Source organism: Streptomyces sp. NPDC093600 (genome assembly GCF_044764755.1).
GTDB lineage: Bacteria > Actinomycetota > Actinomycetes > Streptomycetales > Streptomycetaceae > Streptomyces.
On sequence record NZ_JBIWIU010000002.1, the window covers coordinates 928,805 to 949,794 of the forward strand.

Annotated in this window: 23 protein-coding genes and 1 rRNA gene; 17 read left to right on the forward strand and 7 right to left on the reverse strand. The window is 70.2% G+C overall.

The window, feature by feature from the left end:
- Positions 1-64 precede the first annotated feature (64 nt).
- The 3 genes from fabG to ACIRB4_RS09895 all read left to right on the forward strand — a co-directional run bounded on the left by fabG (position 65) and on the right by ACIRB4_RS09895 (position 2,202).
- Positions 65-769 (forward strand): 3-oxoacyl-[acyl-carrier-protein] reductase, encoded by a 705-nt coding sequence (gene fabG, locus ACIRB4_RS09885; RefSeq protein ID WP_403289592.1) that lies wholly within the window; start codon positions 65-67, stop codon positions 767-769.
- 5 nt (positions 770-774) lie between these two features.
- The gene (fabI, locus tag ACIRB4_RS09890; protein ID WP_403289593.1) at positions 775-1,560 is read left to right on the forward strand and encodes an enoyl-ACP reductase FabI; all 786 of its coding nucleotides are present in this window, start codon (positions 775-777) and stop codon (positions 1,558-1,560) included.
- Between the two features lie 162 nt (positions 1,561-1,722).
- Positions 1,723-2,202, forward strand: coding sequence for a hypothetical protein (locus ACIRB4_RS09895; RefSeq protein WP_403289594.1), 480 nt, complete (start codon positions 1,723-1,725; stop codon positions 2,200-2,202).
- Here the strand turns inward: ACIRB4_RS09895 and ACIRB4_RS09900 are convergent.
- On the reverse strand, positions 2,147-2,851 hold the full coding sequence (locus tag ACIRB4_RS09900; protein ID WP_403289687.1) for a FadR/GntR family transcriptional regulator: 705 nt from the start codon (positions 2,849-2,851) through the stop codon (positions 2,147-2,149). The two genes, ACIRB4_RS09895 and ACIRB4_RS09900, sit on opposite strands and share 56 nt — an antisense overlap.
- A gap of 64 nt (positions 2,852-2,915) precedes the next feature.
- Between ACIRB4_RS09900 and ACIRB4_RS09905 the strand changes: the two genes are divergently transcribed.
- The 4 genes from ACIRB4_RS09905 (at position 2,916) to ACIRB4_RS09920 (ending at position 5,289) form a co-directional block, all read left to right on the forward strand.
- Positions 2,916-4,235, forward strand: coding sequence for a CynX/NimT family MFS transporter (locus ACIRB4_RS09905; RefSeq protein ID WP_403289595.1), 1,320 nt, complete (start codon positions 2,916-2,918; stop codon positions 4,233-4,235).
- Between the two features lie 17 nt (positions 4,236-4,252).
- Positions 4,253-4,369, forward strand: a complete 117-nt coding sequence (locus ACIRB4_RS09910) for an SGM_5486 family transporter-associated protein (protein ID WP_403289596.1) — start codon at positions 4,253-4,255, stop codon at positions 4,367-4,369.
- Between the two features lie 162 nt (positions 4,370-4,531).
- Complete coding sequence (locus ACIRB4_RS09915; protein WP_403289597.1) at positions 4,532-4,735, forward strand: hypothetical protein; 204 nt, start codon at positions 4,532-4,534, stop codon at positions 4,733-4,735.
- 35 nt (positions 4,736-4,770) lie between these two features.
- Positions 4,771-5,289, forward strand: a complete 519-nt coding sequence (locus ACIRB4_RS09920) for a SixA phosphatase family protein (RefSeq protein WP_403289598.1) — start codon at positions 4,771-4,773, stop codon at positions 5,287-5,289.
- A 135-nt stretch (positions 5,290-5,424) separates the two neighbouring features.
- On the opposite strand, the gene serB is transcribed toward ACIRB4_RS09920, so the two are convergent.
- On the reverse strand, positions 5,425-6,639 hold the full coding sequence (gene serB / locus ACIRB4_RS09925; RefSeq protein WP_403289599.1) for a phosphoserine phosphatase SerB: 1,215 nt from the start codon (positions 6,637-6,639) through the stop codon (positions 5,425-5,427).
- 335 nt (positions 6,640-6,974) lie between these two features.
- Between serB and ACIRB4_RS09930 the strand changes: the two genes are divergently transcribed.
- A complete protein-coding gene (locus tag ACIRB4_RS09930; protein ID WP_403289600.1) occupies positions 6,975-9,542 on the forward strand; it encodes an FHA domain-containing protein in 2,568 nt (855 codons plus the stop codon).
- A 73-nt stretch (positions 9,543-9,615) separates the two neighbouring features.
- On the opposite strand, the gene ACIRB4_RS09935 is transcribed toward ACIRB4_RS09930, so the two are convergent.
- Complete coding sequence (locus ACIRB4_RS09935; protein ID WP_403289601.1) at positions 9,616-10,356, reverse strand: transglycosylase SLT domain-containing protein; 741 nt, start codon at positions 10,354-10,356, stop codon at positions 9,616-9,618.
- Positions 10,357-10,846: 490 nt separating this feature from the next.
- On the opposite strand from ACIRB4_RS09935, the gene ACIRB4_RS09940 reads away from it, so the two are divergent.
- The 3 genes from ACIRB4_RS09940 to ACIRB4_RS09950 all read left to right on the forward strand — a co-directional run bounded on the left by ACIRB4_RS09940 (position 10,847) and on the right by ACIRB4_RS09950 (position 13,035).
- Positions 10,847-11,992 (forward strand): GAF domain-containing protein, encoded by a 1,146-nt coding sequence (locus ACIRB4_RS09940; RefSeq protein WP_403289602.1) that lies wholly within the window; start codon positions 10,847-10,849, stop codon positions 11,990-11,992.
- Positions 11,985-12,629: a response regulator gene (locus ACIRB4_RS09945; protein ID WP_403289603.1), complete on the forward strand. Its 645-nt coding sequence runs from the start codon at positions 11,985-11,987 to the stop codon at positions 12,627-12,629. The genes ACIRB4_RS09940 and ACIRB4_RS09945 overlap by 8 nt, the downstream gene beginning before the upstream one ends.
- Positions 12,630-12,789: 160 nt before the next feature.
- A complete protein-coding gene (locus tag ACIRB4_RS09950) occupies positions 12,790-13,035 on the forward strand; it encodes a chaplin (RefSeq protein ID WP_403289604.1) in 246 nt (81 codons plus the stop codon).
- A 115-nt stretch (positions 13,036-13,150) separates the two neighbouring features.
- On the opposite strand, the gene ACIRB4_RS09955 is transcribed toward ACIRB4_RS09950, so the two are convergent.
- The gene (locus ACIRB4_RS09955) at positions 13,151-13,930 is read right to left on the reverse strand and encodes a hypothetical protein (protein WP_403289605.1); all 780 of its coding nucleotides are present in this window, start codon (positions 13,928-13,930) and stop codon (positions 13,151-13,153) included.
- Positions 13,931-14,294: 364 nt separating this feature from the next.
- On the opposite strand from ACIRB4_RS09955, the gene ACIRB4_RS09960 reads away from it, so the two are divergent.
- The 4 genes from ACIRB4_RS09960 to ACIRB4_RS09975 all read left to right on the forward strand — a co-directional run bounded on the left by ACIRB4_RS09960 (position 14,295) and on the right by ACIRB4_RS09975 (position 17,509).
- On the forward strand, positions 14,295-15,092 hold the full coding sequence (locus ACIRB4_RS09960) for an ABC transporter ATP-binding protein (protein ID WP_403289606.1): 798 nt from the start codon (positions 14,295-14,297) through the stop codon (positions 15,090-15,092).
- A gap of 94 nt (positions 15,093-15,186) precedes the next feature.
- A complete protein-coding gene (locus ACIRB4_RS09965; protein ID WP_403289607.1) occupies positions 15,187-15,615 on the forward strand; it encodes an NfeD family protein in 429 nt (142 codons plus the stop codon).
- 93 nt (positions 15,616-15,708) lie between these two features.
- Positions 15,709-16,647, forward strand: a complete 939-nt coding sequence (locus ACIRB4_RS09970; protein ID WP_403289608.1) for an SPFH domain-containing protein — start codon at positions 15,709-15,711, stop codon at positions 16,645-16,647.
- Positions 16,648-16,735: 88 nt separating this feature from the next.
- A complete protein-coding gene (locus tag ACIRB4_RS09975; RefSeq protein WP_403289609.1) occupies positions 16,736-17,509 on the forward strand; it encodes a sulfite exporter TauE/SafE family protein in 774 nt (257 codons plus the stop codon).
- A gap of 57 nt (positions 17,510-17,566) precedes the next feature.
- On the opposite strand, the gene ACIRB4_RS09980 is transcribed toward ACIRB4_RS09975, so the two are convergent.
- From ACIRB4_RS09980 to ACIRB4_RS09990, 3 genes are all read right to left on the reverse strand, one after another.
- Positions 17,567-18,073 (reverse strand): HNH endonuclease, encoded by a 507-nt coding sequence (locus ACIRB4_RS09980; RefSeq protein WP_403289610.1) that lies wholly within the window; start codon positions 18,071-18,073, stop codon positions 17,567-17,569.
- Between the two features lie 163 nt (positions 18,074-18,236).
- Positions 18,237-18,773: a YbhB/YbcL family Raf kinase inhibitor-like protein gene (locus tag ACIRB4_RS09985; protein WP_403289611.1), complete on the reverse strand. Its 537-nt coding sequence runs from the start codon at positions 18,771-18,773 to the stop codon at positions 18,237-18,239.
- Between the two features lie 51 nt (positions 18,774-18,824).
- Positions 18,825-19,607 carry a sporulation protein gene (locus tag ACIRB4_RS09990; RefSeq protein ID WP_403289612.1) on the reverse strand — a complete coding sequence of 261 codons (783 nt, stop codon included), beginning with the start codon at positions 19,605-19,607 and terminating at the stop codon, positions 18,825-18,827.
- Positions 19,608-19,709: 102 nt separating this feature from the next.
- Between ACIRB4_RS09990 and ACIRB4_RS09995 the strand changes: the two genes are divergently transcribed.
- Positions 19,710-20,351 carry a DNA-3-methyladenine glycosylase gene (locus ACIRB4_RS09995; RefSeq protein WP_403289613.1) on the forward strand — a complete coding sequence of 214 codons (642 nt, stop codon included), beginning with the start codon at positions 19,710-19,712 and terminating at the stop codon, positions 20,349-20,351.
- Positions 20,352-20,903: 552 nt separating this feature from the next.
- Positions 20,904-20,990: ribosomal RNA gene (locus ACIRB4_RS10000) — 16S ribosomal RNA — on the forward strand; the annotation flags it as partial.

The window sequence follows — 20,990 nt, forward strand, 5'->3', positions numbered from 1 at the left end:
TTCGCGCAAGGGGCTGGACCGATAGGTTTTCGACGTACCACACCGCTATCGAAAGGGTGATCCGTTGAGCCGCTCGGTTCTCGTCACCGGAGGAAACCGGGGCATCGGCCTCGCCATCGCCCGCGCGTTCGCCGAAGCCGGCGACAAGGTCGCGGTCACGTACCGGTCCGGAGAGCCGCCGGCCGGCTTCCTGGCCGTCAGGTGCGACATCACCGACGCCGAGCAGGTGGAGCAGGCGTACAAGGAGATCGAGGAGAAGCACGGTCCTGTGGAGGTGCTGGTGGCCAACGCCGGCGTCACCAAGGACCAGCTGCTCATGCGGATGTCCGAGGAGGACTTCACCTCCGTCCTCGACACCAACCTCACCGGCACCTTCCGGGTCGTCAAGCGTGCCAACCGCGGCATGCTGCGCGCCAAGAAGGGCCGCGTCGTCCTGATCTCCTCGGTCGTCGGACTCCTCGGCTCGGCGGGGCAGGCCAACTACGCCGCCTCCAAGGCCGGCCTGGTCGGCTTCGCCCGTTCCCTGGCCCGCGAGCTCGGCTCGCGCAACATCACGTTCAATGTCGTCGCGCCCGGCTTTGTCGACACCGACATGACCAAGGTGCTCACCGAGGAGCAGCGCAAGGGCATCGTGTCCCAGGTGCCGCTGGGCCGCTACGCGCAGCCCGAGGAGATCGCCGCCACGGTGAGGTTCCTGGCCTCCGACGACGCTTCGTACATCACTGGAGCCGTCATCCCGGTTGACGGCGGATTGGGCATGGGGCACTGACACCTATGACGAACACTGGCGGAATCCTCGAGGGCAAGCGCATCCTGATCACCGGTGTGCTGATGGAGTCCTCCATCGCCTTCCACACCGCGAAGCTGGCGCAGGAGCAGGGCGCGGAGATCATCCTCACCGCCTGGCCGCGGCCGTCGCTCACCGAGCGCATCGCCAAGAAGCTCCCCAAGCCCGAGAACGTCAAGGTCCTCGAGCTCGACGTCTCCAACGACGAGCACCTCGCGCGCCTGGAGGGGCAGGTCCGCGAGCACCTGGGCGACCGGCTCGACGGCATCGTCCACTCGATCGGCTTCGCCCCGCAGGACGCGCTCGGCGGCAACTTCCTCAACACGCCGTTCGATTCCGTCGCCACGGCCATGCACGTCTCCGCCTTCTCGCTGAAGTCGCTGACGAAGTCGCTGCTGCCGCTGATGACCGAGGGCGGCTCCGTCGTCGGCCTCACCTTCGACGCGCAGTACGCCTGGCCGCAGTACGACTGGATGGGCCCGGCCAAGGCGGCCCTGGAGGCCACGAGCCGCTACATGGCCCGTGACCTGGGCAAGCAGAACATCCGCTGCAACCTGATCTCGGCGGGCCCGATCGGCTCGATGGCCGCGAAGTCGATCCCCGGCTTCTCGGAGCTCGCCGCGGTCTGGGACAGCCGCTCCCCACTGGAGTGGAACCTGGCCGACCCGGAGCCGGCCGGCAAGGGCGTCGTCGCGCTCCTGTCCGACTGGTTCCCGAAGACGACCGGTGAGATCATCCACGTCGACGGCGGTCTGCACGCGATCGGCGCCTGACGCGACAGCTGTGGTGAAGGCCGGGTGCCCGCCCCCTCCGAGGGGCGGGCACCCGGCCTTCGCCGTCGGGCGGCTCCGCTCCCGAGTCGAAAAGTCCGCCGGATCACCTCAGACTGGGGCAGAGCGTGACATTCCGGCTACGGGTGGGGAGGAGGTACGGATATGCGCGCGCCGCACCGCAGGGCCGCCGCGTTCGTCTCGGCCGCCGCACTGTTCACCGGGCTCGCCGTCACCGCCGAGGTCCGCGCCGCTCCGGTCCCGAGCGACGAGCCGTTCGCGGTCACCGTCGCCGAGCGGCCGGACACCGCCGACCGGCCCGACACCGCCGAGGGGCCGGACACCGCCGAGGGGCCGGACACCGCCGACCGGCCCGACACCTTCGGGGCCTCGTGCCGTGCCGTCGTCCAGGGCTCGCGCGTCACCGCGTACTGCCACAACCCCTTCCCGGAGACCGACCGCGTCCGGCTGCACGTCGAGTGCGCACGCTGGTGGGACGTGGACACCGACAGCGCCCCCGTCGACGTCGCACCGACCGCCTTCGCGCAGGTGACCGGCCGCTGCTGGAAGGAGGTCCGGGCCGCCTGGATCACCCATCAGCCGGCCGAGGGCCCTGAGCGGCCTCGGGGCGCCGGAGGCACATGAACGGGTACCCGGCGGCCTCCGTCTCCGCCGTCTCCGCCTCGCCGTCCCGGATCGCCTCCACCAGGCGCGCGTGGTCCATGTGGTGCTCAGGCCGCAGCTCCTGCCCCACGTCGTCGCGCAGCCACTCCCGCAGTACATGCCCGAGGTCGGCGTAGAGCTCGGTGAGGACGTCGTTGTGCGAGGCCACCACGACCGCGTGGTGGAACGCCGCGTCCGCCGTCACGAACCGTTCCGCGTCGCCCGAGGCCCAGGCCTCCTCGCGTCCGGCAAGCAGCGCGTCCAGCTGCTTCATGTCCCGGTCCGTACGCCGCAGCGCCGCGAACCGGGCCGCCGCGGACTCCAGCGTCGAGCGGAGTTCCGCGATGTGCCGGGGGTCGGAGCCGGCGAACCGCCGGTGCATGACCCCGGCGAGCTCGCTCGTCGCGACCACATAGGTGCCGGAGCCCTGGCGGATGTCGAGAAGGCCGTTGTGGGCGAGCGCGCGGACCGCCTCCCGGACGGTGTTGCGGGCCACCCCCAGCTGCTCGACGAGTTCCGGCTCGGTCGGGATCCGTGTACCGACCGGCCACTCGCCAGAGGTGATCTGGTTCCGCAGCTCGGTGATCACCTGATCGGAGAGCCCGGACCGCCGGGGAGAGCCGAGCGCCATGACGTACCTTCCGTAAGGTTCCAGATTGGACAACCAATCATCCTATGATTCTATGATGGCTGTCATGTCTGACGAGCCGCACACCCTGACGACACCCGCAGCAGCACCCACCCGCACCTCAGCAGGGCCCACCCGCACCTCCTCACCGGCCACCGGAACGGATTCTTCCGTACCGGACAGGCCCGCCCTCTGGATCACCCGGCTCGTCCTCGTCGGACTCGTCCTCGCGGCGCTCAACCTCCGCCCCGCCATCACCAGCCTCGGCGCCCTCCTCGAAGAGGTCCGCGACGGTCTCCACATGAGCGGCAGCGTCGCCGGGGTCCTCACCTCCGTGCCCCCGCTCTGCTTCGCGATCTTCGGCATCACCGCCCCGCGACTCGCCCGCCGCTTCGGCCCCGCCGCCGTCGTCTGCGCCGGCATGGCCGCGATCCTCGCCGGCCTCGCCGTCCGCCCCTTCGCCACCGGCACCGTCGGCTTCCTCGCCGCCAGCGCCCTCGCCCTCATGGGCATCGCCGTCAGCAACGTCCTGATGCCGGTCATCGTCAAGCGGTACTTCCCCGGCCGTACCGGCACCATGACCGGCCTCTACTCCATGGCCCTCGCCATGGGCACCTCCCTGGCCGCCGCCGCGACCGTGCCCATGACCCAGGCCATGGGCGGCGACTGGCGCACCGGCCTCGGCGTCTGGGCGGGCCTCGCCGCCCTCGCCGTCCTGCCTTGGATCCCCCTCCTGCGCGACCGGGGCGCGGGCGGGCCGGCCCCTCACCTCCCCGCCCAGTCCGGACCGGCGGCGCAGGCCGCGCCCCTCCGGATCACCCGCAGCCGCACCGCCTGGGCACTCGGCGTCTTCTTCGGCCTCCAGGCCACCGGCGCGTACATCACCATGGGCTGGATGCCGCAGATCTTCCGCGACGCGGGCGTCCCGGCCGACACGGCCGGTGTACTCCTCGCCGTCACGATGGTGATGGGCGTGCCGCTCGCCTTCGTCATCCCCCGCCTCGCCGGCCGGCTCAAGAACCAGGGCCCGATCGCCGTCGCCCTCGGCCTGTGCGGCCTCAGCGGCTACACCGGCCTCTACCTCGCGCCCGCCGGCGGCGCCTGGATCTGGGCCGTGCTCCTCGGCGTCTCCAACTGCGCCTTCCCGCTCGCCCTCACCATGATCGGCATGCGCGCCCGCACCGGCGCCGGCGTGGTCCGGCTCTCCGCCTTCGCCCAGAGCGTCGGCTACCTCCTCTCCATCCCCGGCCCCCTCCTCGTCGGCGTCCTCTACCAGCACAGCGGCGGCTGGGGCCTGCCCATCGCGCTGATGGCCGGGCTGATGCTCCCCCAGATGGTCGTCGGCACCCTCGCCGGGAGGGACCGGACGGTCGAGGACGAATGCTGAGATGCGAGACTGGCCCCATGCCAGTGCTCGACCCGAACCCCCAGAACGGCCAGAAGAAGCTCCTCATCGTGCTCGGCGCGATGCTCGGCATCACGGTCGTCATCGCCATCGTCGCCTCGATCGCCTCCCCCTGACGAAATCGCCTCACCCGGAAACAGGGGAGGGTGGGGACAACCCCCCTCCCCCTAGGGGGTGACTCTCAGGGTGAAGTGGGTGGATCACCCGATGGGCCCGACCGCCTCCGGTCCGTACGTTGGAGACATCGCAGCGGATCACCCTTTTCCACGGAGGCGGCCATGTCGGCGCGTACGCACCCCAGCACCCGGAGCACGGCGCCCGGCCTCGACACCCGGCTGCCCTGGTGGGCCCTTGCCCTCCCCGTCGCCGCGTTCACCGTCCTCTTCCTGCTCATAGCGGGCCCCGGAAAGACCCACGCGATCGGCGGCGACCCGGCGGTCGATCACGTCCTGCAGCAGATCCAGCAAACGCTCTCTCTCTGAGTCGACGCACACCGTTTCATGGGAAGCTGGAGCGCATGAGCGTCGATACACCCCGCAGGATCGTGCTGCTCCGGCACGCCAAGGCCGACTGGCCCCAGGTGTCCGATCACGAGCGACCGCTCGCCGAGCGCGGCCGCACGGACGCCCCCGTGGCCGGCCGCAGGATCGCCGAGACCGGGATCTCCTTCGATCTGGCCCTCTGTTCGACCGCCGTCAGAACCCGCGAAACCTGGAAACTGGCCGTGCAGGAGCTCCCGCACCGCCCCAGGACCGTGTACGAGGAGCGGCTGTACGAGGCATCCCTCGGTGAACTCATCGCCCTGCTGAACGAGACGCCCGAGGACGTGAACGACCTCCTCGTCATCGGGCACAACCCCGGGATGCACGCGCTCTCCGACGCCCTCGCCGGCTCGGCCGAGGGTGACACACGAGCCCGGATGAACCGCGGCGGATTCCCGACCGCCGCCTTCGCCGTCGTCGGCTTCAACGGCTCATGGAAGTCGCTGGAGCACGGCGCGGGCACCCTGCTCGAATACTGGGCCCCGCACGACTAGGGCCTCTCGTTCCCACCAGGCCGGATCAGGGCCTCCCGTACCCCTGATCTCCGTACCGCGCCCGTACGGCACGACAAGGGCCCGGTCACCGCTCGGGTGACCGGGCCCTCCGCCCCAGGCATCGTGTACGCGAGGTCAGTGCAGCAGGTCCGCGCCGCCGTCCGCCGCCTCGACCTCCTCGCGGGTGATCCCGAGCAGATACAGCACGGTGTCGAGGAAGGGCACGTTCACGGCCGTGTGGGCCGCCTTGCGGACGACAGGCTTGGCGTTGAACGCCACCCCCAGCCCCGCCGCGTTCAGCATGTCCAGATCGTTCGCGCCGTCGCCGATCGCCACCGTCTGCGCCAGCGGCACGCCCGCCTCCAGCGCGAACCGGCGCAGCAGCCGCGCCTTGCCCGCCCGGTCGACGATCTCGCCCGTGACCCGGCCGGTCAGCTTGCCGTCCACGATCTCCAGGGTGTTCGCCGAGGCGAAATCGAGCCCCAGCCGCTCCTTGAGGTCATCGGTGACCTGGGTGAACCCGCCCGAGACGACACCTACCTGGTAGCCGAGCCGCTTGAGCGTACGGATCAGGGTGCGGGCACCTGGAGTGAGCCGTACCTCGGCACGGACCTTGTCCACCACGGAGGCGTCGAGCCCGGCCAGCAGCGCCACCCGCGCGTGGAGCGACTGCTCGAAGTCCAGCTCGCCGCGCATCGCCGCCTCGGTGACCTCGGCCACCTTGTCCTCGCAGCCCGCGTGCGCCGCGAACAGCTCGATGACCTCGTCCTGGATCAGCGTCGAGTCGACGTCCATCACCACCAGACGCTGGGCCCGGCGGTGCAGCCCGGCCGAGACGACCGCCACATCCACGCCGATCTGGTGCGCCTGGGGGGCGAGCGCGGTGCGCAGCGGCTCCGTCTCACAGCCCGACACCGCGAACTCGACCGCCGTCACCGGATACTTCGCGAGGCGGAAGATCCGGTCGATGTTGCCGCCGGTCTCGGTGATCCTGGCCGCTATGGCGGCCGTGGCCTCGGCCGTCAGCGGGTGCCCGAGCACGGTGACGTGCGACCGTCCACTCCCGCGCGGACGGTTGTCACCCGTGCCGGAGATGATCTCGGCCTGGAGCTTCAGCGACTCGGCCCAGCTGTGCACGGTGGCCCGCAGCTCCCCCTGGGAGGCGACGGTCGGCTCGGTGACGAGCGCGCACAGCACGAGGCGGCCGCGGGACACGACCTGCTCGATGTCCACGACGTCGACGGAGTAGGCGGCGAGGGTGTCGAAGAGCCCGGCGGTGATCCCGGGACGGTCCTTCCCGAAGATCTTGACGAGAAGGGTGGGAACGTCTGAGGTCTGCGATGCGCTCATGGTGGTTCCACCGTATCGGGCACTGGGTGCCACCAGCCTCCCCGTCCCGCGTACCGGACACCCCGGCTGGTGCCCTCCCTGTCACGGTAACGCCGCCCACCCGGCCCCGCCCCGCCGGCGCCCACGCGCCGTGCCACGGCCCCGAGGCGCACGGAGCGCCGGGTTCCTCACGCGTTGCCCCATTCGTGGATGCCACGCACCCGCCTCCCCACGCTCTTCACCCCGCCCGACTTTCGGATACGGGACCCGGCCTGAAATAGTTCCCCCCGGATGTTCGCCATCCCTGGACTCCCTGCGACGGGGGGTACATCGGGGGACAAGTAGTGGGGCATGGAGTGCCAGAACTCGTACTGGAATTGAACGGAAGGACCTGGACTCTCGATCCGTCCAGGTCGTACACCCTCGGACGCGATCCGCAGGGCGACCTCGTGATCGACGACGCCCGGGTCTCGTGGCGGCACGCCACCATCAGCTGGGGCGGCCGCGGTTGGGTCATCGAGGACCACGGCTCGACCAACGGCACCTTCGTACAGGGCCAGCGGATCCATCAGATGGAGATCGGGCCCGGCTCCGCGGTGCACCTCGGCAACGCGACCGACGGTCCGCGGCTGAATCTCGCCGCCGGCGCGCAGGCCGCCCCGCAGCAGGCACCGGCGCAGGCCGCGCCCGCCCACCAGGCCGGGGCGCAGGGGGAGTGGGCCGGCCACCAGGGCCAGCCGCAGCAGCAGGGCTGGCAGCAGCAGCCCGCGCCGGTCCAGCCGCAGCAGCAGGTCCCGCACCCGCAGGCCGCGCAGCCGCAGTTCCCGCACCAGCAGGGCGGCCCCGTCGAGCAGTTGGCGCAGAAGGTACCGGGCCAGGGCGGCGGCATGGCGGGAGCACCGCCGGTCTACGGCGACCGCAGCCCGACCACGTTCCACCAGCTGGCCCTCGGCCATGTGATGCGGATCGGCCGTGCGCTGGAGAACGAGCTGGTCGTCTCCGACCTCCAGGTCTCGCGCCACCACGCCGAGTTCCACGCCACCCCCGACGGCCGTTTCGAGATCCGCGACCTCGGCTCCCACAACGGCACGTACGTCAACGGTCAGCCGATCACCAAGGGCGGCACCGCCCTCATCGGCCCCAACGACATCGTCGGCGTCGGCCACTCGACCTTCCGCATGGTCGGCGGCCAGCTCGAGGAGTTCGTCGACACCGGCGAGGTCTCCTTCTCGGCCCGCCACCTCACCGTCACGGTCGACGGCGGCAAGCAGATCCTCAAGGACGTCTCCTTCGGCGTCCCCGAGAAGTCGCTCATCGGCGTCATCGGCCCGTCCGGTTCCGGCAAGTCGACTCTGCTCAAGGCGCTGACCGGCTACCGCCCGGCCAACGAGGGCGACGTCCTCTACGACAACCGGAGCCTCTACAAGCAGTTCGCCGAGCTGCGCCAGCGCATCGGTCTGGTCCCGCAGGACGACATCCTGCACAAGGAGCTGACCGTCCAGAAGGCGCTGCGCTACGCGGCCAAGCTCCGCTTCCCCGGCGACACCGCCCCCGCCGAGCGCGAGGCCCGCATCGACGAGGTGCTGCGCGAGCTCAAGCTCGACATCCACAAGGAGAAGAAGGTCACCTCCCTCTCCGGTGGCCAGCGCAAGCGCGTCTCCGTCGCCCTGGAGCTCCTCACCAAGCCGTCGCTGATCTTCCTCGACGAGCCGACCTCCGGCCTCGACCCGGGCATGGACCGCGATGTCATGCAGCTGCTGCGCGGCCTCGCCGACGACGGCCGCACGGTCCTCGTCGTCACCCACTCGGTGGCCGAGCTCGGCCTGTGCGACAAGCTCCTCGTCATGGCGCCCGGCGGTTCGGTGGCCTACTTCGGCCCGCCGGAGGAGGCGCTGAACTTCTTCGGCTACAGCACCTGGGCCGATGTCTTCTCCGCCTTCGAGAACTACCGCGACTACGACTGGGCGGGCCGCTGGAAGGGCTCGCAGCACTACCAGATGTACGCCGCCGACATCGACGCCGTCGCCGCGCAGCCGGTGCAGGTGCCGCAGCAGGCGATGGCCAGGCCGCCCAAGCCGCAGGGCTGGGGCTCCCAGCTGTGGACCCTGATCCGCCGCTACTCCTCGGTCATCGCGTCCGACAAGGGCTTCATGGGCCTGATGGTGATCCTGCCGGCCGTCCTCGGCCTGGTCTCGGTCGTCATCCCCGCCGACTTCGGCCTCGCGCCGCCCAAGCCCCCGTCCCGCTTCAACGGCGACGCCGGCACAATCATGCTCATCCTCGCGGTCGGCATGTGCTTCTCGGGCGCCGCCAACTCCGTACGAGAGCTGATCAAGGAGCGGGTCATCTACGAACGGGAGCGGGCGACCGGCCTGTCCCGCTCGGCGTACCTGATGTCCAAGGTCATCGTCCTCGGCGTGATCACCGCCATCCAGGGCGTCATCATCTGCGGCATCGGCTTCGCCACCCGCGACCTGCCCGCCGAGGGCCTGGTCATGCCGCCCGCCGTCGAGCTGTGCGTCACGATCATCGCGCTGGGCTTCACCTCGATGATGTTCGGCCTGGTCATCTCCTCGCTGGTGAAGACCGCCGAGAAGACGATGCCGCTGCTCGTCATGTTCGCGATCGTCCAGGTCGTCTTCACCGGCATCCTCTTCCAGGTGTACGGCTCCCCGGGCCTGGAGCAGTTCGCCTGGCTGATGCCCTCGCGCTGGGCCATCGCCGCCGCGGGCTCGACCCTCGACCTCGCCCACCTCATGCCGCCGTGGGACCACAAGGACCCGACCAACCTGGACCCGCTGTGGGACCACACGGTCGGCCAGTGGGGCTTCAACCTCACGATCCTGGTGCTCATCGGAATCGTCTGCGGCGTCGCGGTGGCGCGTCTGCTGCGCCGCCACGAGCCCGAGGTCATGCGCAAGTAGCAGCGGTCGTACGACGCCGAAGGGCGGCACCCCGTGCGTGGGGTGCCGCCCTTCGGCATGTGCGCGGCGCCGGTCAGTAGGCGCTGTTGACGTTGTCCATGGAGCCGTAGCGGTCGGCCGCGTAGTTGCAGGCGGCGACGATGTTGGCGACCGGGTCGTACTGGTCGAACTTGGTGCCCGGCACGTGGTAGGCCTTGAAGGTCGGGTAGATGACCTGGAGCAGGCCCTTCGACGGGACACCGTTGATGGCGTTGATGTCCCAGTTGTTGATCGCCCGCGGGTTACCGCTGGACTCCCGCATGATGTTGCGGTGGATGCCCTCGTAGGTGCCCGGGATGTTGTGCTTGTCCATGATGAACAGCGCCTCGCGGATCCAGCCGTCGAGGTTGTTCGCGAAGACGGGCTGGCGGGCGGCGGCGCGGCTCGCGGCGGCCTTGGCGTCGGCGCGCTTCTTCGCGTCGGCCTTGGCCTTCGCCGCGGCCTTCGCCTTGGCGGCGGCCTTGGCCTGGGCGTCGGCCTTCGCCTTGGCGGCGGCCTTGGCCTTCGCCTCCAGCTCCTGCTTCGCCTTCAGGCCGATGGTGGTCTGCTGCTCGGTGAGGCTGGCGTGCAGCGCCTTGGCCTGCGGGCTGTCCGCGTTGTAGCCCCACGCGACCTGCTGCGTGTTGGCCAGTGCCTGGGGCTCGGTCTCAGCGGCGGCGTCGTTGCCGGGGACGAGGGTGAAGGCGAGGGCGGCGGCACCGAGGGCGGCGACACCGGCGATGGAGGCCTTGTGGGTCTTCTTCAGCCGATAGTGGCCGGGGGTGTTCGCGGACATGCAGGGCTACCTCTTCGAATAGACAGGGGGTCGCTCAGGCCGGTGGCGGCGCTGCGCCTGCTCGGCGGCGACGGATGCAATTCTTAGCGGCAGCAAAAACCTGTGGCAAAGGTGTGACGTACGAAGCCGGGTAGTGGATCAGGGACCCGTGCATGCCGCACGGACACCTGCTCGGGACCCCGTCCAGCAGCCCCTATCTGCGCTCTGCCCGTCGACTAAAGGTCTTCGTAAGTGACCTGCGTCCTATGCGCGGGCTCACATCGGGCGTGTAACGAACTCACCGCAGGTTGCGCCCGCAATGCGCACAGTGAGCGAGGTCCGCCGAGCGGAGGAGGGAGAAGGGCCCGGCCTCCCACCCGAGACGCACCCGGCCTCCCACCCGAGGCGCAGCACGCCTCCCACCAGGTACTTCGTCCTAGTCCCACGGACCCAGGCGAGGGCCGTCCGCGGACGGATACGGAGTGTCACACCCCACCGGTACGGTGAGTTCATGAGTCACCGACCCGGCTCCGGCCTCGCCGCCGTGAGCACCGCGCTGCTTGCGATGAGCCGCCACCTGGAGGTGCGCGATGTCCTCAAGACGATCGTCGCCTCCGCCCGTGAGCTGCTCGACGCCGAGTACGCGGCGCTGGGCGTGCCGGACGACCACGGCGGCTTCGCCCAGTTCGTGGTCGACGGCGTCAGCGAAGAGCAGTGGCGCGCCATCGGCCCGCTGCCCCGCCAGCACGGCATCCTCGCCGCCATGCTCCACAAGGCCGAGCCCGAGCGGCTCGCCGATGTGCGCGAGGACCCCCGCTTCGAGGGCTGGCCGGCCGCCCACCCGGGGATGTCCGACTTCCTCGGCCTGCCCATCCAGGACGGCGACGAGACGATCGGCGCCCTCTTCCTCGCCAACAAGCGCTGTCCCCGGCCGGCCGGAGGGTGCGGCTTCACCGCGGAGGACGAGGAGCTGCTCGGGATCCTCGCCCAGCACGCCGCCATCGCCCTGACCAACGCCCGGCTGTACGAACGCAGCCGCGAGCTCACCATCGCCGAGGAGCGCTCGCGCCTCGCCCACGAGCTGCACGACGCCGTCAGCCAGAAGCTCTTCTCGCTCCGGCTCACCGCCCAGGCCGCCGCGGCCCTCGTCGACCGGGACCCGGCCCGCGCCAAGGGCGAGCTCCAGCAGGTCGCCGCCCTCGCCGCCGAGGCCGCCGACGAGCTGCGCGCCGCCGTCGTCGAGCTCCGCCCCGCCGCCCTCGACGAGGACGGCCTCGTCCACACCCTGCGCACCCAGATCCAGGTCCTCGACCGGGCCCACGGCGCCGAGGTCACCTTCGACAGCACCGGTGTGCGCGCCCTGCCCGCAGCCCAGGAGGAGGCCATGCTCCGGGTCGCCCAGGAGGCGCTGCACAACGCGCTGCGGCACGCCGACCCCCAGCTCGTCGCCGTCACCCTGGTGCGGCGCGGGCAGGGCGCGCTGCTCACCGTCACCGACGACGGCAAGGGCTTCGACCCGCGTACGGTCCGCAGGGCCGGACGCCACCTCGGGCTGGTCTCCATGCGCGACCGGGCCGCCGGCGTCGGGGGCCGGCTCACCGTGACATCGGAGCCCGGCCGGGGCACTACGATCGAGATGGAGGTCCCCGGTGGCTGACACCGTGATCCGCGTCCTGCTGGTCGACGACCACCGGGTGGTCCGCCGCGGCCTGCGGACCTTTCTGGAGGTGCAGGACGACATAGAGGTCGTCGGAGAGGCGTCCGACGGCGGTGAGGGCGTCGCGCGGGCCGAGGAGCTGCGCCCCGACGTCGTCCTGATGGACGTCAAGATGCCCGGCATGGACGGCATCGAGGCGCTGCGGAAGCTGCGCGAGCTGGCCAACCCCGCGAAGGTCCTGATCGTCACGAGCTTCACCGAGCAGCGCACGGTCGTCCCGGCGCTCCGGGCCGGCGCCTCGGGGTACGTCTACAAGGACGTGGACCCCGACGCCCTGGCCGGCGCCATCCGCTCCGTCCACGCGGGCCATGTGCTGCTCCAGCCGGAGGTCGCCGAGGCGCTCCTCTCCCAGGACGAGGGCCAGGGCGGCACGGGGCGCGGCACCACCCTCACCGAGCGGGAGCGCGAGGTGCTGGGACTGATCGCGGACGGACGGTCCAACCGCGAGATCGCCCGGGCGCTCGTCCTGTCGGAGAAGACGGTCAAGACCCACGTCTCGAACATCCTGATGAAGCTCGATCTCGCGGACCGGACGCAGGCGGCGCTCTGGGCGGTGCGGCACGGCCTGACCTCGTAGAACGCGGGGAATCGGGCGCCGGGCGGAAGCGGCAGCTCCAGTCTCCTTTTCATACCGTCGGGTGGATGTCCCCCATTCGGCGCAACCTCGCGGAGGCGGGGGCGTTCTCCATGGCGTGCTGCGGCGGCCGGCCGCAGCGAATACCAGGAGGATCCTGAAAGTGAAGAACCTGAAGAAGGCCGCTGCCCTCACCATGATCGCCGGTGGCATCGTCGCCGCGGGCGCGGGTGTCGCCTCCGCCCACGGCGGCGCGCACGCCCACGGGCAGGCCCTCAACTCGCCGGGCGTCGCCTCCGGCAACCTGGTGCAGGCCCCGGTCCACGTCCCCGTGAACGTCTCCGGCAACACGGTCAACGTCATCGGCCTGCTCAACCCGGCCTTCGGCAACGACGCCGTCAACAGCTGACGCACTCCCGGACCAGCCCGGCCCCCGGACGATCCCCGGGGGCCGGGCTCCGTCGCCCCCGGACCGCGGCCGGGGCCCCTGGACCCACAGCAGGCCCCGGAGCCCCGAACCGGGATCAGCGCTCCCGCTCCTCCACATACGCGTTGTACGCCGCGACCTGGGCCCGTCTCGCCACCCGCTCCACCGGACGCAACGCCAGCTGCCGGGCCGCCATCTCCGAGGCGCTGACCGCGCCCCCGTGGCCGTGGTCGTACGCCAGGTCGATCAGCAGCCCCACCCGCTGGGCCAGCTCGAGCACCCGTACCGCACGCGGCGGATACCCCGGGGCCAAGACCTCACGGCCCGCCTCCGCGCGTGCCCGGTACGCGTCGCGGGCCGCGTCCGCCACCGGGCCCGAACCCGCCACGTCCAGCCTCGTCAGGACCGTCGTCGCCTCCCGCAGCGCCTCCGCCAGCTCCCGCTCGGCCTCACCGAGCGAGGGCACGTCCGCCGGCGGCGCCTCCCGCACCGCCAGACAGCGCCAGACGACCTCCACGTGCGTGTCACCCGCCGGACCCGCCTCCATGACCTCGGGCACCAGACCGTACGGCGCACCGAAACCGACCACGGCCTCCTCCGCCTCCAGCGCCCGCGCGTTGAAGTCCGGCGGTCCGCTCAGCCCCAGCGGATGCCCCGGCGCCGGCAGCGCCACCCGCCACCCGGTCACCCCAAGCCGCCGCAGCCGGCCGAGCGCCAGCGTCAGCCCCACCGGCCCCGCCTCGCCCGGCAGACCCTCCACGCGGTGCACCGCGTCGTCCCCGACAATGGCCAGCGCCGCGTCGTCCGGCGATACCGATCCGGCCAACAGGGCATTGCCCCAAGCGGCCAGGCGTCCTGAGCGTGGTTCCGAAAGCATGCCCCAAGCCTAGGGGGGCGTCCTGCCGATCCGGCCGCGCTCGCTGGGGACTCCCCGGCCCCGCGACAGGGAAGTACCGGACCTAGGGTCTGTCGTTTGGATCAGGCCGGGCTCGCGTGCCCTGGCACCGCTCCCCCGTAGCCCTTCGGGCACGGGAGGTACCCCCACCGCGTTGACTCCCTCCTCCGCCTTGCGATCCACGGCACCAGGCCCCGCTCCCTGATCCGGCCTGATCCAAACGACAGACCCTAGGCCCAACCTGGCGACCGGCCCGCCCGGCGAGTGGCGTAGGTTTTCCCTGGACGCCGCGCCCACAGGCGCAAGGCGACGACCCGACTCGACCGCAAGGGGAGACAACGCGCTCATGAGCGATGTACTGGAGCTGGTGGACGTATCCGTGGTCCGCGACGGACGGGCTCTGGTGGACGATGTCTCGTGGTCGGTCAAGGAGGGGGAGCGGTGGGTCATCCTCGGCCCCAACGGCGCCGGCAAGACCACCCTCCTCAACATCGCCTCCAGCTACCTCTTCCCGAGCACCGGCACCGCCACGGTCCTCGGCGAGCGGCTCGGCGGCGTGGGCACCGACGTCTTCGACCTCCGCCCCCGCATCGGCATGGCCGGCATCGCCATGGCGGAGAAGCTCCCCAAGCGCCAGACCGTCCTCCAGACCGTCCTCACCGCCGCGTACGGCATGACCGCCACCTGGCACGAGAACTACGACGCCGTCGACGAGGAGCGCGCCCGCGCCTTCCTCGACCGCCTCGGCATGACCGAGTACCTCGACCGGAACTTCGGCACCCTCTCCGAGGGCGAGCGCAAGCGCACCCTGATCGCCCGCGCGATGATGACCGACCCGGAGCTCCTCCTGCTCGACGAGCCCGCCGCCGGACTCGACCTCGGCGGCCGCGAGGACCTGGTCCGCCGCCTCGGCCGCCTCGCCCGCGACCCGTACGCCCCCTCCATGATCATGGTCACCCACCATGTCGAGGAGATCGCCCCCGGCTTCACCCACGTCCTGATGATCCGTCAGGGCAAGGTCCTCGCCGCCGGCCCCATGGAGACCGAACTCACCTCCCGCAACCTCTCGCGCTGCTTCGGCCTGCCGCTCGTCGTCGAGCACGTCGGCGACCGCTACACCGCACAGGGCCTCCCGCTCAAGTAGACCCAGGCGTACGGAAACCCGGCCACCGGGCGTCGCTTCTCCGCACAGAGCCGCGCCCTGTCCCCGACCCACCCCACCGCCCTACCATGACCACGTGGACATCGACGCATGGGTGTGGTGGCTGATCGGCGCGGTGGGACTCGGCATTCCGCTGGTCCTGACCGCGATGCCCGAATTCGGCATGTTCTCCGTCGGCGCCGTCGCCGGAGCCGTGACCGCCGGTCTCGGTTTCGGCATCGTCGCCCAAGTGGTGGTCTTCGTCGTCGTGTCGGTGGCGCTCCTCGCCGTCGTCCGCCCCATCGCGGCCCGGCACCGCGACGGACCACCCCGGCACGCCAGCGGCATCGACGCGCTGAAAGGCCGTCAAGCGGTCGTCCTCGAACGGGTCGACGGCAGCGGCGGCCGCATCAAGCTCGCCGGCGAGACCTGGTCCGCCCGCGCGCTCGACGCCGATCAGAGCTTCGAACCGGGGCAACAGGTCGACGTCGTCGACATCGACGGGGCGACCGCCGTGGTCATGTGACCGAACCCCTCACACGACGGTCCGCCGTCTGGGAAACTCGATCATCGAAACCAACCCGGCAGTGAACCGGCAGCGAAGGGCACGGGGAACACGATGTCAGCAGTCATCATCGTCCTGATCATTCTGGTGGTGCTTGTCTTCATCGCCCTGATCAAGACGATCCAGGTCATCCCGCAGGCGAGCGCCGCGATCGTGGAACGGTTCGGCCGCTACACCCGCACGCTCAACGCCGGCCTGAACATCGTCGTCCCGTTCATCGACTCCATCCGCAACCGCATCGACCTCCGCGAACAGGTCGTCCCCTTCCCGCCGCAGCCGGTGATCACCCAGGACAACCTGGTCGTCAACATCGACACCGTCATCTACTACCAGGTGACCGACGCCCGGGCCGCGACCTACGAAGTCGCCAGCTACATCCAGGCGATCGAACAGCTCACCGTCACCACGCTGCGCAACATCATCGGCGGCATGGACCTGGAGCGGACCCTCACCTCCCGCGAGGAGATCAACGCCGCCCTCCGCGGCGTCCTCGACGAGGCCACCGGCAAGTGGGGCATCCGCGTCAACCGCGTCGAGCTCAAGGCGATCGAGCCGCCGACCTCCATCCAGGACTCGATGGAGAAGCAGATGCGCGCCGACCGCGACAAGCGCGCCGCGATCCTCACCGCCGAGGGCATCCGCCAGTCGCAGATCCTCACCGCCGAGGGCGAGAAGCAGTCCGCGATCCTCCGCGCCGAGGGTGAGGCCAAGGCCGCCGCCCTGCGCGCCGAGGGCGAGGCCCAGGCCGTACGCACGGTCTTCGAAGCCATCCACGCCGGAGACCCCGACCAGAAGCTCCTCTCGTACCAGTACCTCCAGATGCTCCCCAAGATCGCCGAGGGCGACGCCAACAAGCTCTGGATCGTGCCCAGCGAGATCGGCGACGCGCTCAAGGGCCTCTCCGGAGCCTTCGGCAACCTCGGAAGCGGAGCCCCGGGCTTCAACACCGGCGGCAAGGGTACGGAGCGCCGCGAGGAACCCCCAGTCGACTGACACGTACACGTAATCGTGCATGATCGGTGCGAGCCCCTCGACCCTGAGGCCCAAGGGCGGGGAGGCGACTCACCGACCATGTAAGGAGATGGCGTTGTCCATCTGGGAAGTACTGGCGGTCTTCGCCGCCGGCGTGGGAGCCGGCACCATCAACACCATCGTCGGATCGGGAACGCTGATCACGTTCCCCGTCCTGCTCCTCACCGGCTTGCCCCCGGTCACGGCCACCGTCTCCAACGCCCTCGGACTCATCCCGGGATCCATCAGCGGCGCCATCGGCTACCGCGCGGAGCTCAAGGGCCAGCGCCGCCGCATCCTCCGCCTCGGCACCGTCGCCGCCATCGGCGGCCTCGCCGGCGCCGTCCTCCTCCTGATGCTGCCACCACGGGCGTTCGAGACGATCGTCCCCGTCCTGGTCGCCCTCGCGCTGGTCCTCGTCATCCTCCAACCCCGCCTGTCCAAGTGGGTTCAGGCCCGCCGCGACCGCGACGGCACCCCGGGCGACCCCGACGGCGGACCCCTCCTGCTGACCGGACTCCTCCTCGCCAGCGTCTACGGCGGCTACTTCACCGCGGCCCAGGGGATCATCTACCTCTCCCTCATGGGCATGCTCCTCGCGGACACCCTCCAGCGCCTCAACGCCGTCAAGAACGTCCTCGCAGCGATCGTCAACAGCATCGCCGCGCTCTTCTTCCTCTTCGTCGCCGAATTCGACTGGACCGCCGTCCTGCTCATCGCCGTCGGCTCGGCCATCGGCGGCCAGATAGGAGCCAAGGTCGGCCGCCGCCTGCCCCCACCGGTCCTGCGCGGCTTCATCGTCGCCGTCGGCACCGTCGCCATCGTCCAGCTCCTGCTGCGCTGAACGACGCCGGGCCCGCCCCGAGCAAGGGGCGGGCCCACACCCGTACGACCATCACCCTCAAGCGGCCGTGCTCGCCAGCCACTCCGGCAGCTCGGACCGCTCACCCGCCCGCATCGCCAGCAGCATCGCGTCCGCCGGAGTCGGCACGAACGGCTCGTGCAGCAGGGGCATCCCCGCCTGCTCCGGCGTCCGGTCCGCCTTGCGGTGATTGTCCTCCGCACAGGACGCCACCGTGTTCAGCCAGCTGTCCGCACCCCCCTGCGCCCGCGGCACCACATGGTCCACCGTCGTCGCGCGCCTCCCGCAGTACGCGCACCGGTGCTGGTCCCGCACCAGCACACCCCGCCTCGACCACGGAGCGTGTCTTCGGAACGGCACCCGGACATAGCGGCAGAGTCTGATCACCCGGGGGACCGGTATGTCGACGGCGGCGGCACGCATGCGCAGCTGGGGATGCTCCTGCTCGACGACGGCCTTGTCCTGCAGGACAAGCACCACCGCACGGTTGAGTGTGACCGTCGAAAGCGGCTCGAAGCTCGCGTTCAGTACCAGCGTGTCCCGCATTGTGCCCACCTCCCGTGTGCCGCCCAGCCCCGTGGCAGGGCTCCGGACTCGGATCAACTCTGGCCGGGCGCGCCGGGTTGGACAACGCAATATCCGTGCGGAACGAAAGATGCCCGCTTCTGATCTCTCCAAGACCAGAAGCGGGCAAACAACCAACGAACGTTCAGCTGCGGGTGGGACCCGTGTACTCGGCGATCAGCTGGGCGCGCGCAAGCGTGTGGAACCGCAGATTGAAGCCCACCACCGCCGGCGAAGCGTCCGCGTCCGGTCCCAGCTTCTCCGTGTCCACCGCGTACACGGTGAAGACGTAACGGTGGTTCTCTCCCGGCGGGGGAGCGGCACCACCGAAGTCCTTCGAGCCGTAGTCGTTGCGCACCTGCACGGCACCCGCGGGCAGCCCGTCGAACGACCCCGTGCCCGCACCCGCCGGCAGCTCGGTCACCGACGCCGGGATGTCGAAGACCACCCAGTGCCAGAACCCACTGCCCGTCGGCGCGTCCGGGTCGAAGCAGGTGACGGCGAAGCTCTTCGTCTCCGCCGGGAAGCCCTCCCAGCTCAGCTGCGGCGAGGTGTTCCCCTCCGCGTAGACCTGAGCGTCCTTCAGTACGCCCCCCGGCACGATGTCGTCGCTCACCACGGTGAACGCCGGCACCTGCGGATGGAAGTCATGAGGGAGCGGCGCCCTCTTGCCCTCGGCCACGTTCGAACCTCCGTATCGCCTGACCTGGCTCACAGCCTTACGCGGCCGAGCCTAGAGCCAGTTGCGCCGACCACCGACATCGGCGAGCCACTGGTTGAGGTAAGCCGCCCAGTCGGTCGTGTGGAAGTCGGCCAGACCCACCTTGAACGCACGGAACGAGTCACTGCTCTCGCTGAACAGCCCCGGCTTCTTGTCCATCTCCAGGACGACGTCCATCTCACGGTCGTCCGCGACGAAGCTGACCTCGACCTGGTTCAGACCGCGGTACTGCTGCGGCGGGAAGAACTCGATCTCCTGGTAGAACGGCAGCTTCTGCCGGGTCCCCCGGATGTGCCCCCGCTCCATGTCCGCGCTCTTGAAGCGGAAGCCCAGCTGCAGGAAGGCGTCAAGAATCGCCTGCTGCGCCGGCAGCGGGTGGACGTTGATCGGGTCCAGGTCACCGGAGTCCACCGCCCGGGCGATCTCCAGCTCGGTGGTCACCCCGATGTTCATCCCGCGCAGCTGCTGCCCGGCGATGGCCGTGACCGGCGTCTCCCACGGAATCTCGAACCCGAACGGGACCACGTGGACCGCGCCCGCCTTCACCTCGAAGGCACCACCGAGCCGCACCTTGACGAACTCGATGTCCTGCTTGGTCTCCTGGTCCGCTCCCTCGACCTCGACCCGGGCCTGCAGTCCTACGGACAGACCCTCGATCTGCTGGTCGACCGAGCCGCCCTGGATCCGCACCTCACCCTGGACGACCCCGCCCGGTACGACGTTCTCCTCGGTGAGCACCGTCTCCACGGACGCCCCACCGGCACCCAGGCTCGCGAGCAGCTTCTTGAACCCCATGAACACTCCCTATCGGTCCTACTGGTCCTGACCCCTACTTACGCGCGACGACCGTAACCGGTTCCGGCACGGCTTCCCGTGCCCCCAGTACCCTCGGACGCCATGAGCGAGAGCCCCGACCGTACGCCGCTCCCGCGGGACTTCTTCGACCGCCCCGTTCTGGAGGTGGCCCCCGACCTTCTGGGACGCACGCTGGTACGCACATCGGAAGCCGGCCGCATCGAGCTCCGTCTCACGGAGGTGGAGGCGTACGCCGGCGCCATCGACCCCGGCTCCCACGCCTTCCGCGGCCGCACCGCCCGCAACGCGGCCATGTTCGGCCCGCCCGGACACGCGTACGTCTACTTCACCTACGGCATGTGGCACTGCCTGAACCTGGTGTGCGGCCCGGAAGGCCAGGCGAGCGGAGTCCTGCTGCGCGCGGGCGAGATCCTGGTGGGCGCGGAACAGGCCCGCAAGCGCCGACTCTCGGCCCGGTACGACGAGGAACTGGCCAAAGGCCCGGCCCGGCTGGCCACCGCCCTCGACGTGGCCCGCTCCCTCAACGGCACGGACGCCTGCGCCGGCCCCGACTCCCCCCTGACCCTCCTCACGGGCACCCCACCCCCGGCTGACCAGGTGAGGAACGGTCCCCGGACGGGAGTGGGCGGAGAGGGTGCCCCGCATCCCTGGCGCTTCTGGATCGACAACGACCCGACGGTCAGCCCGTACCGGGCTCATGTGCCCCGCAAGAGGAGGTCTTGACGAGACTTGACCCAGGTGCTGGGGACGCCTAATGTAGTCCGAGCCGCAGGAACGGGCAGTGCTTCCAGAGCACCCCGGAGCGGCCATCCACTACCTACAACGAACCCCCATCGGGGCGGATTCTCGGCATGGCCGGAATCGCATCCGAATGGCTCGATTATGAGTCGCCGGGGAATTCGGCTAAAGTAGTGAACACGCCGAAAGGCAAAGGCCCCCAATCGGCCGCCGGAAACAGAATTCGAACCGGAAACGGAACGGAAAACGGATCTGGTAAGGTTGGGAACACGAAAGACCGAAGGGAAAAGCCCGGAGGAAAGCCCGAGAGGGTGAGTACGAAGGAAGCGTCCGTTCCTTGAGAACTCAACAGCGTGCCAAAAATCAACGCCAGATTAGTTGATACCCCGTCCATCTTCGGATGGCGAGGTTCCTTTGAAAGCCCTACCGGCCCATGCGGCGGGTAGGCAACAACACAGCGAGGACGCTGTGAACGACCGGTCCTATTCCGACCGATCGTTCCGCTCTCGTGTGTGCGAACCGGATAGCCGGTAAACATTCACGGAGAGTTTGATCCTGGCTCAGGACGAACGCTGGCGGCGTGCTTAACACATGCAAGTCGAACGATGAAGCCCTTCGGGGTGG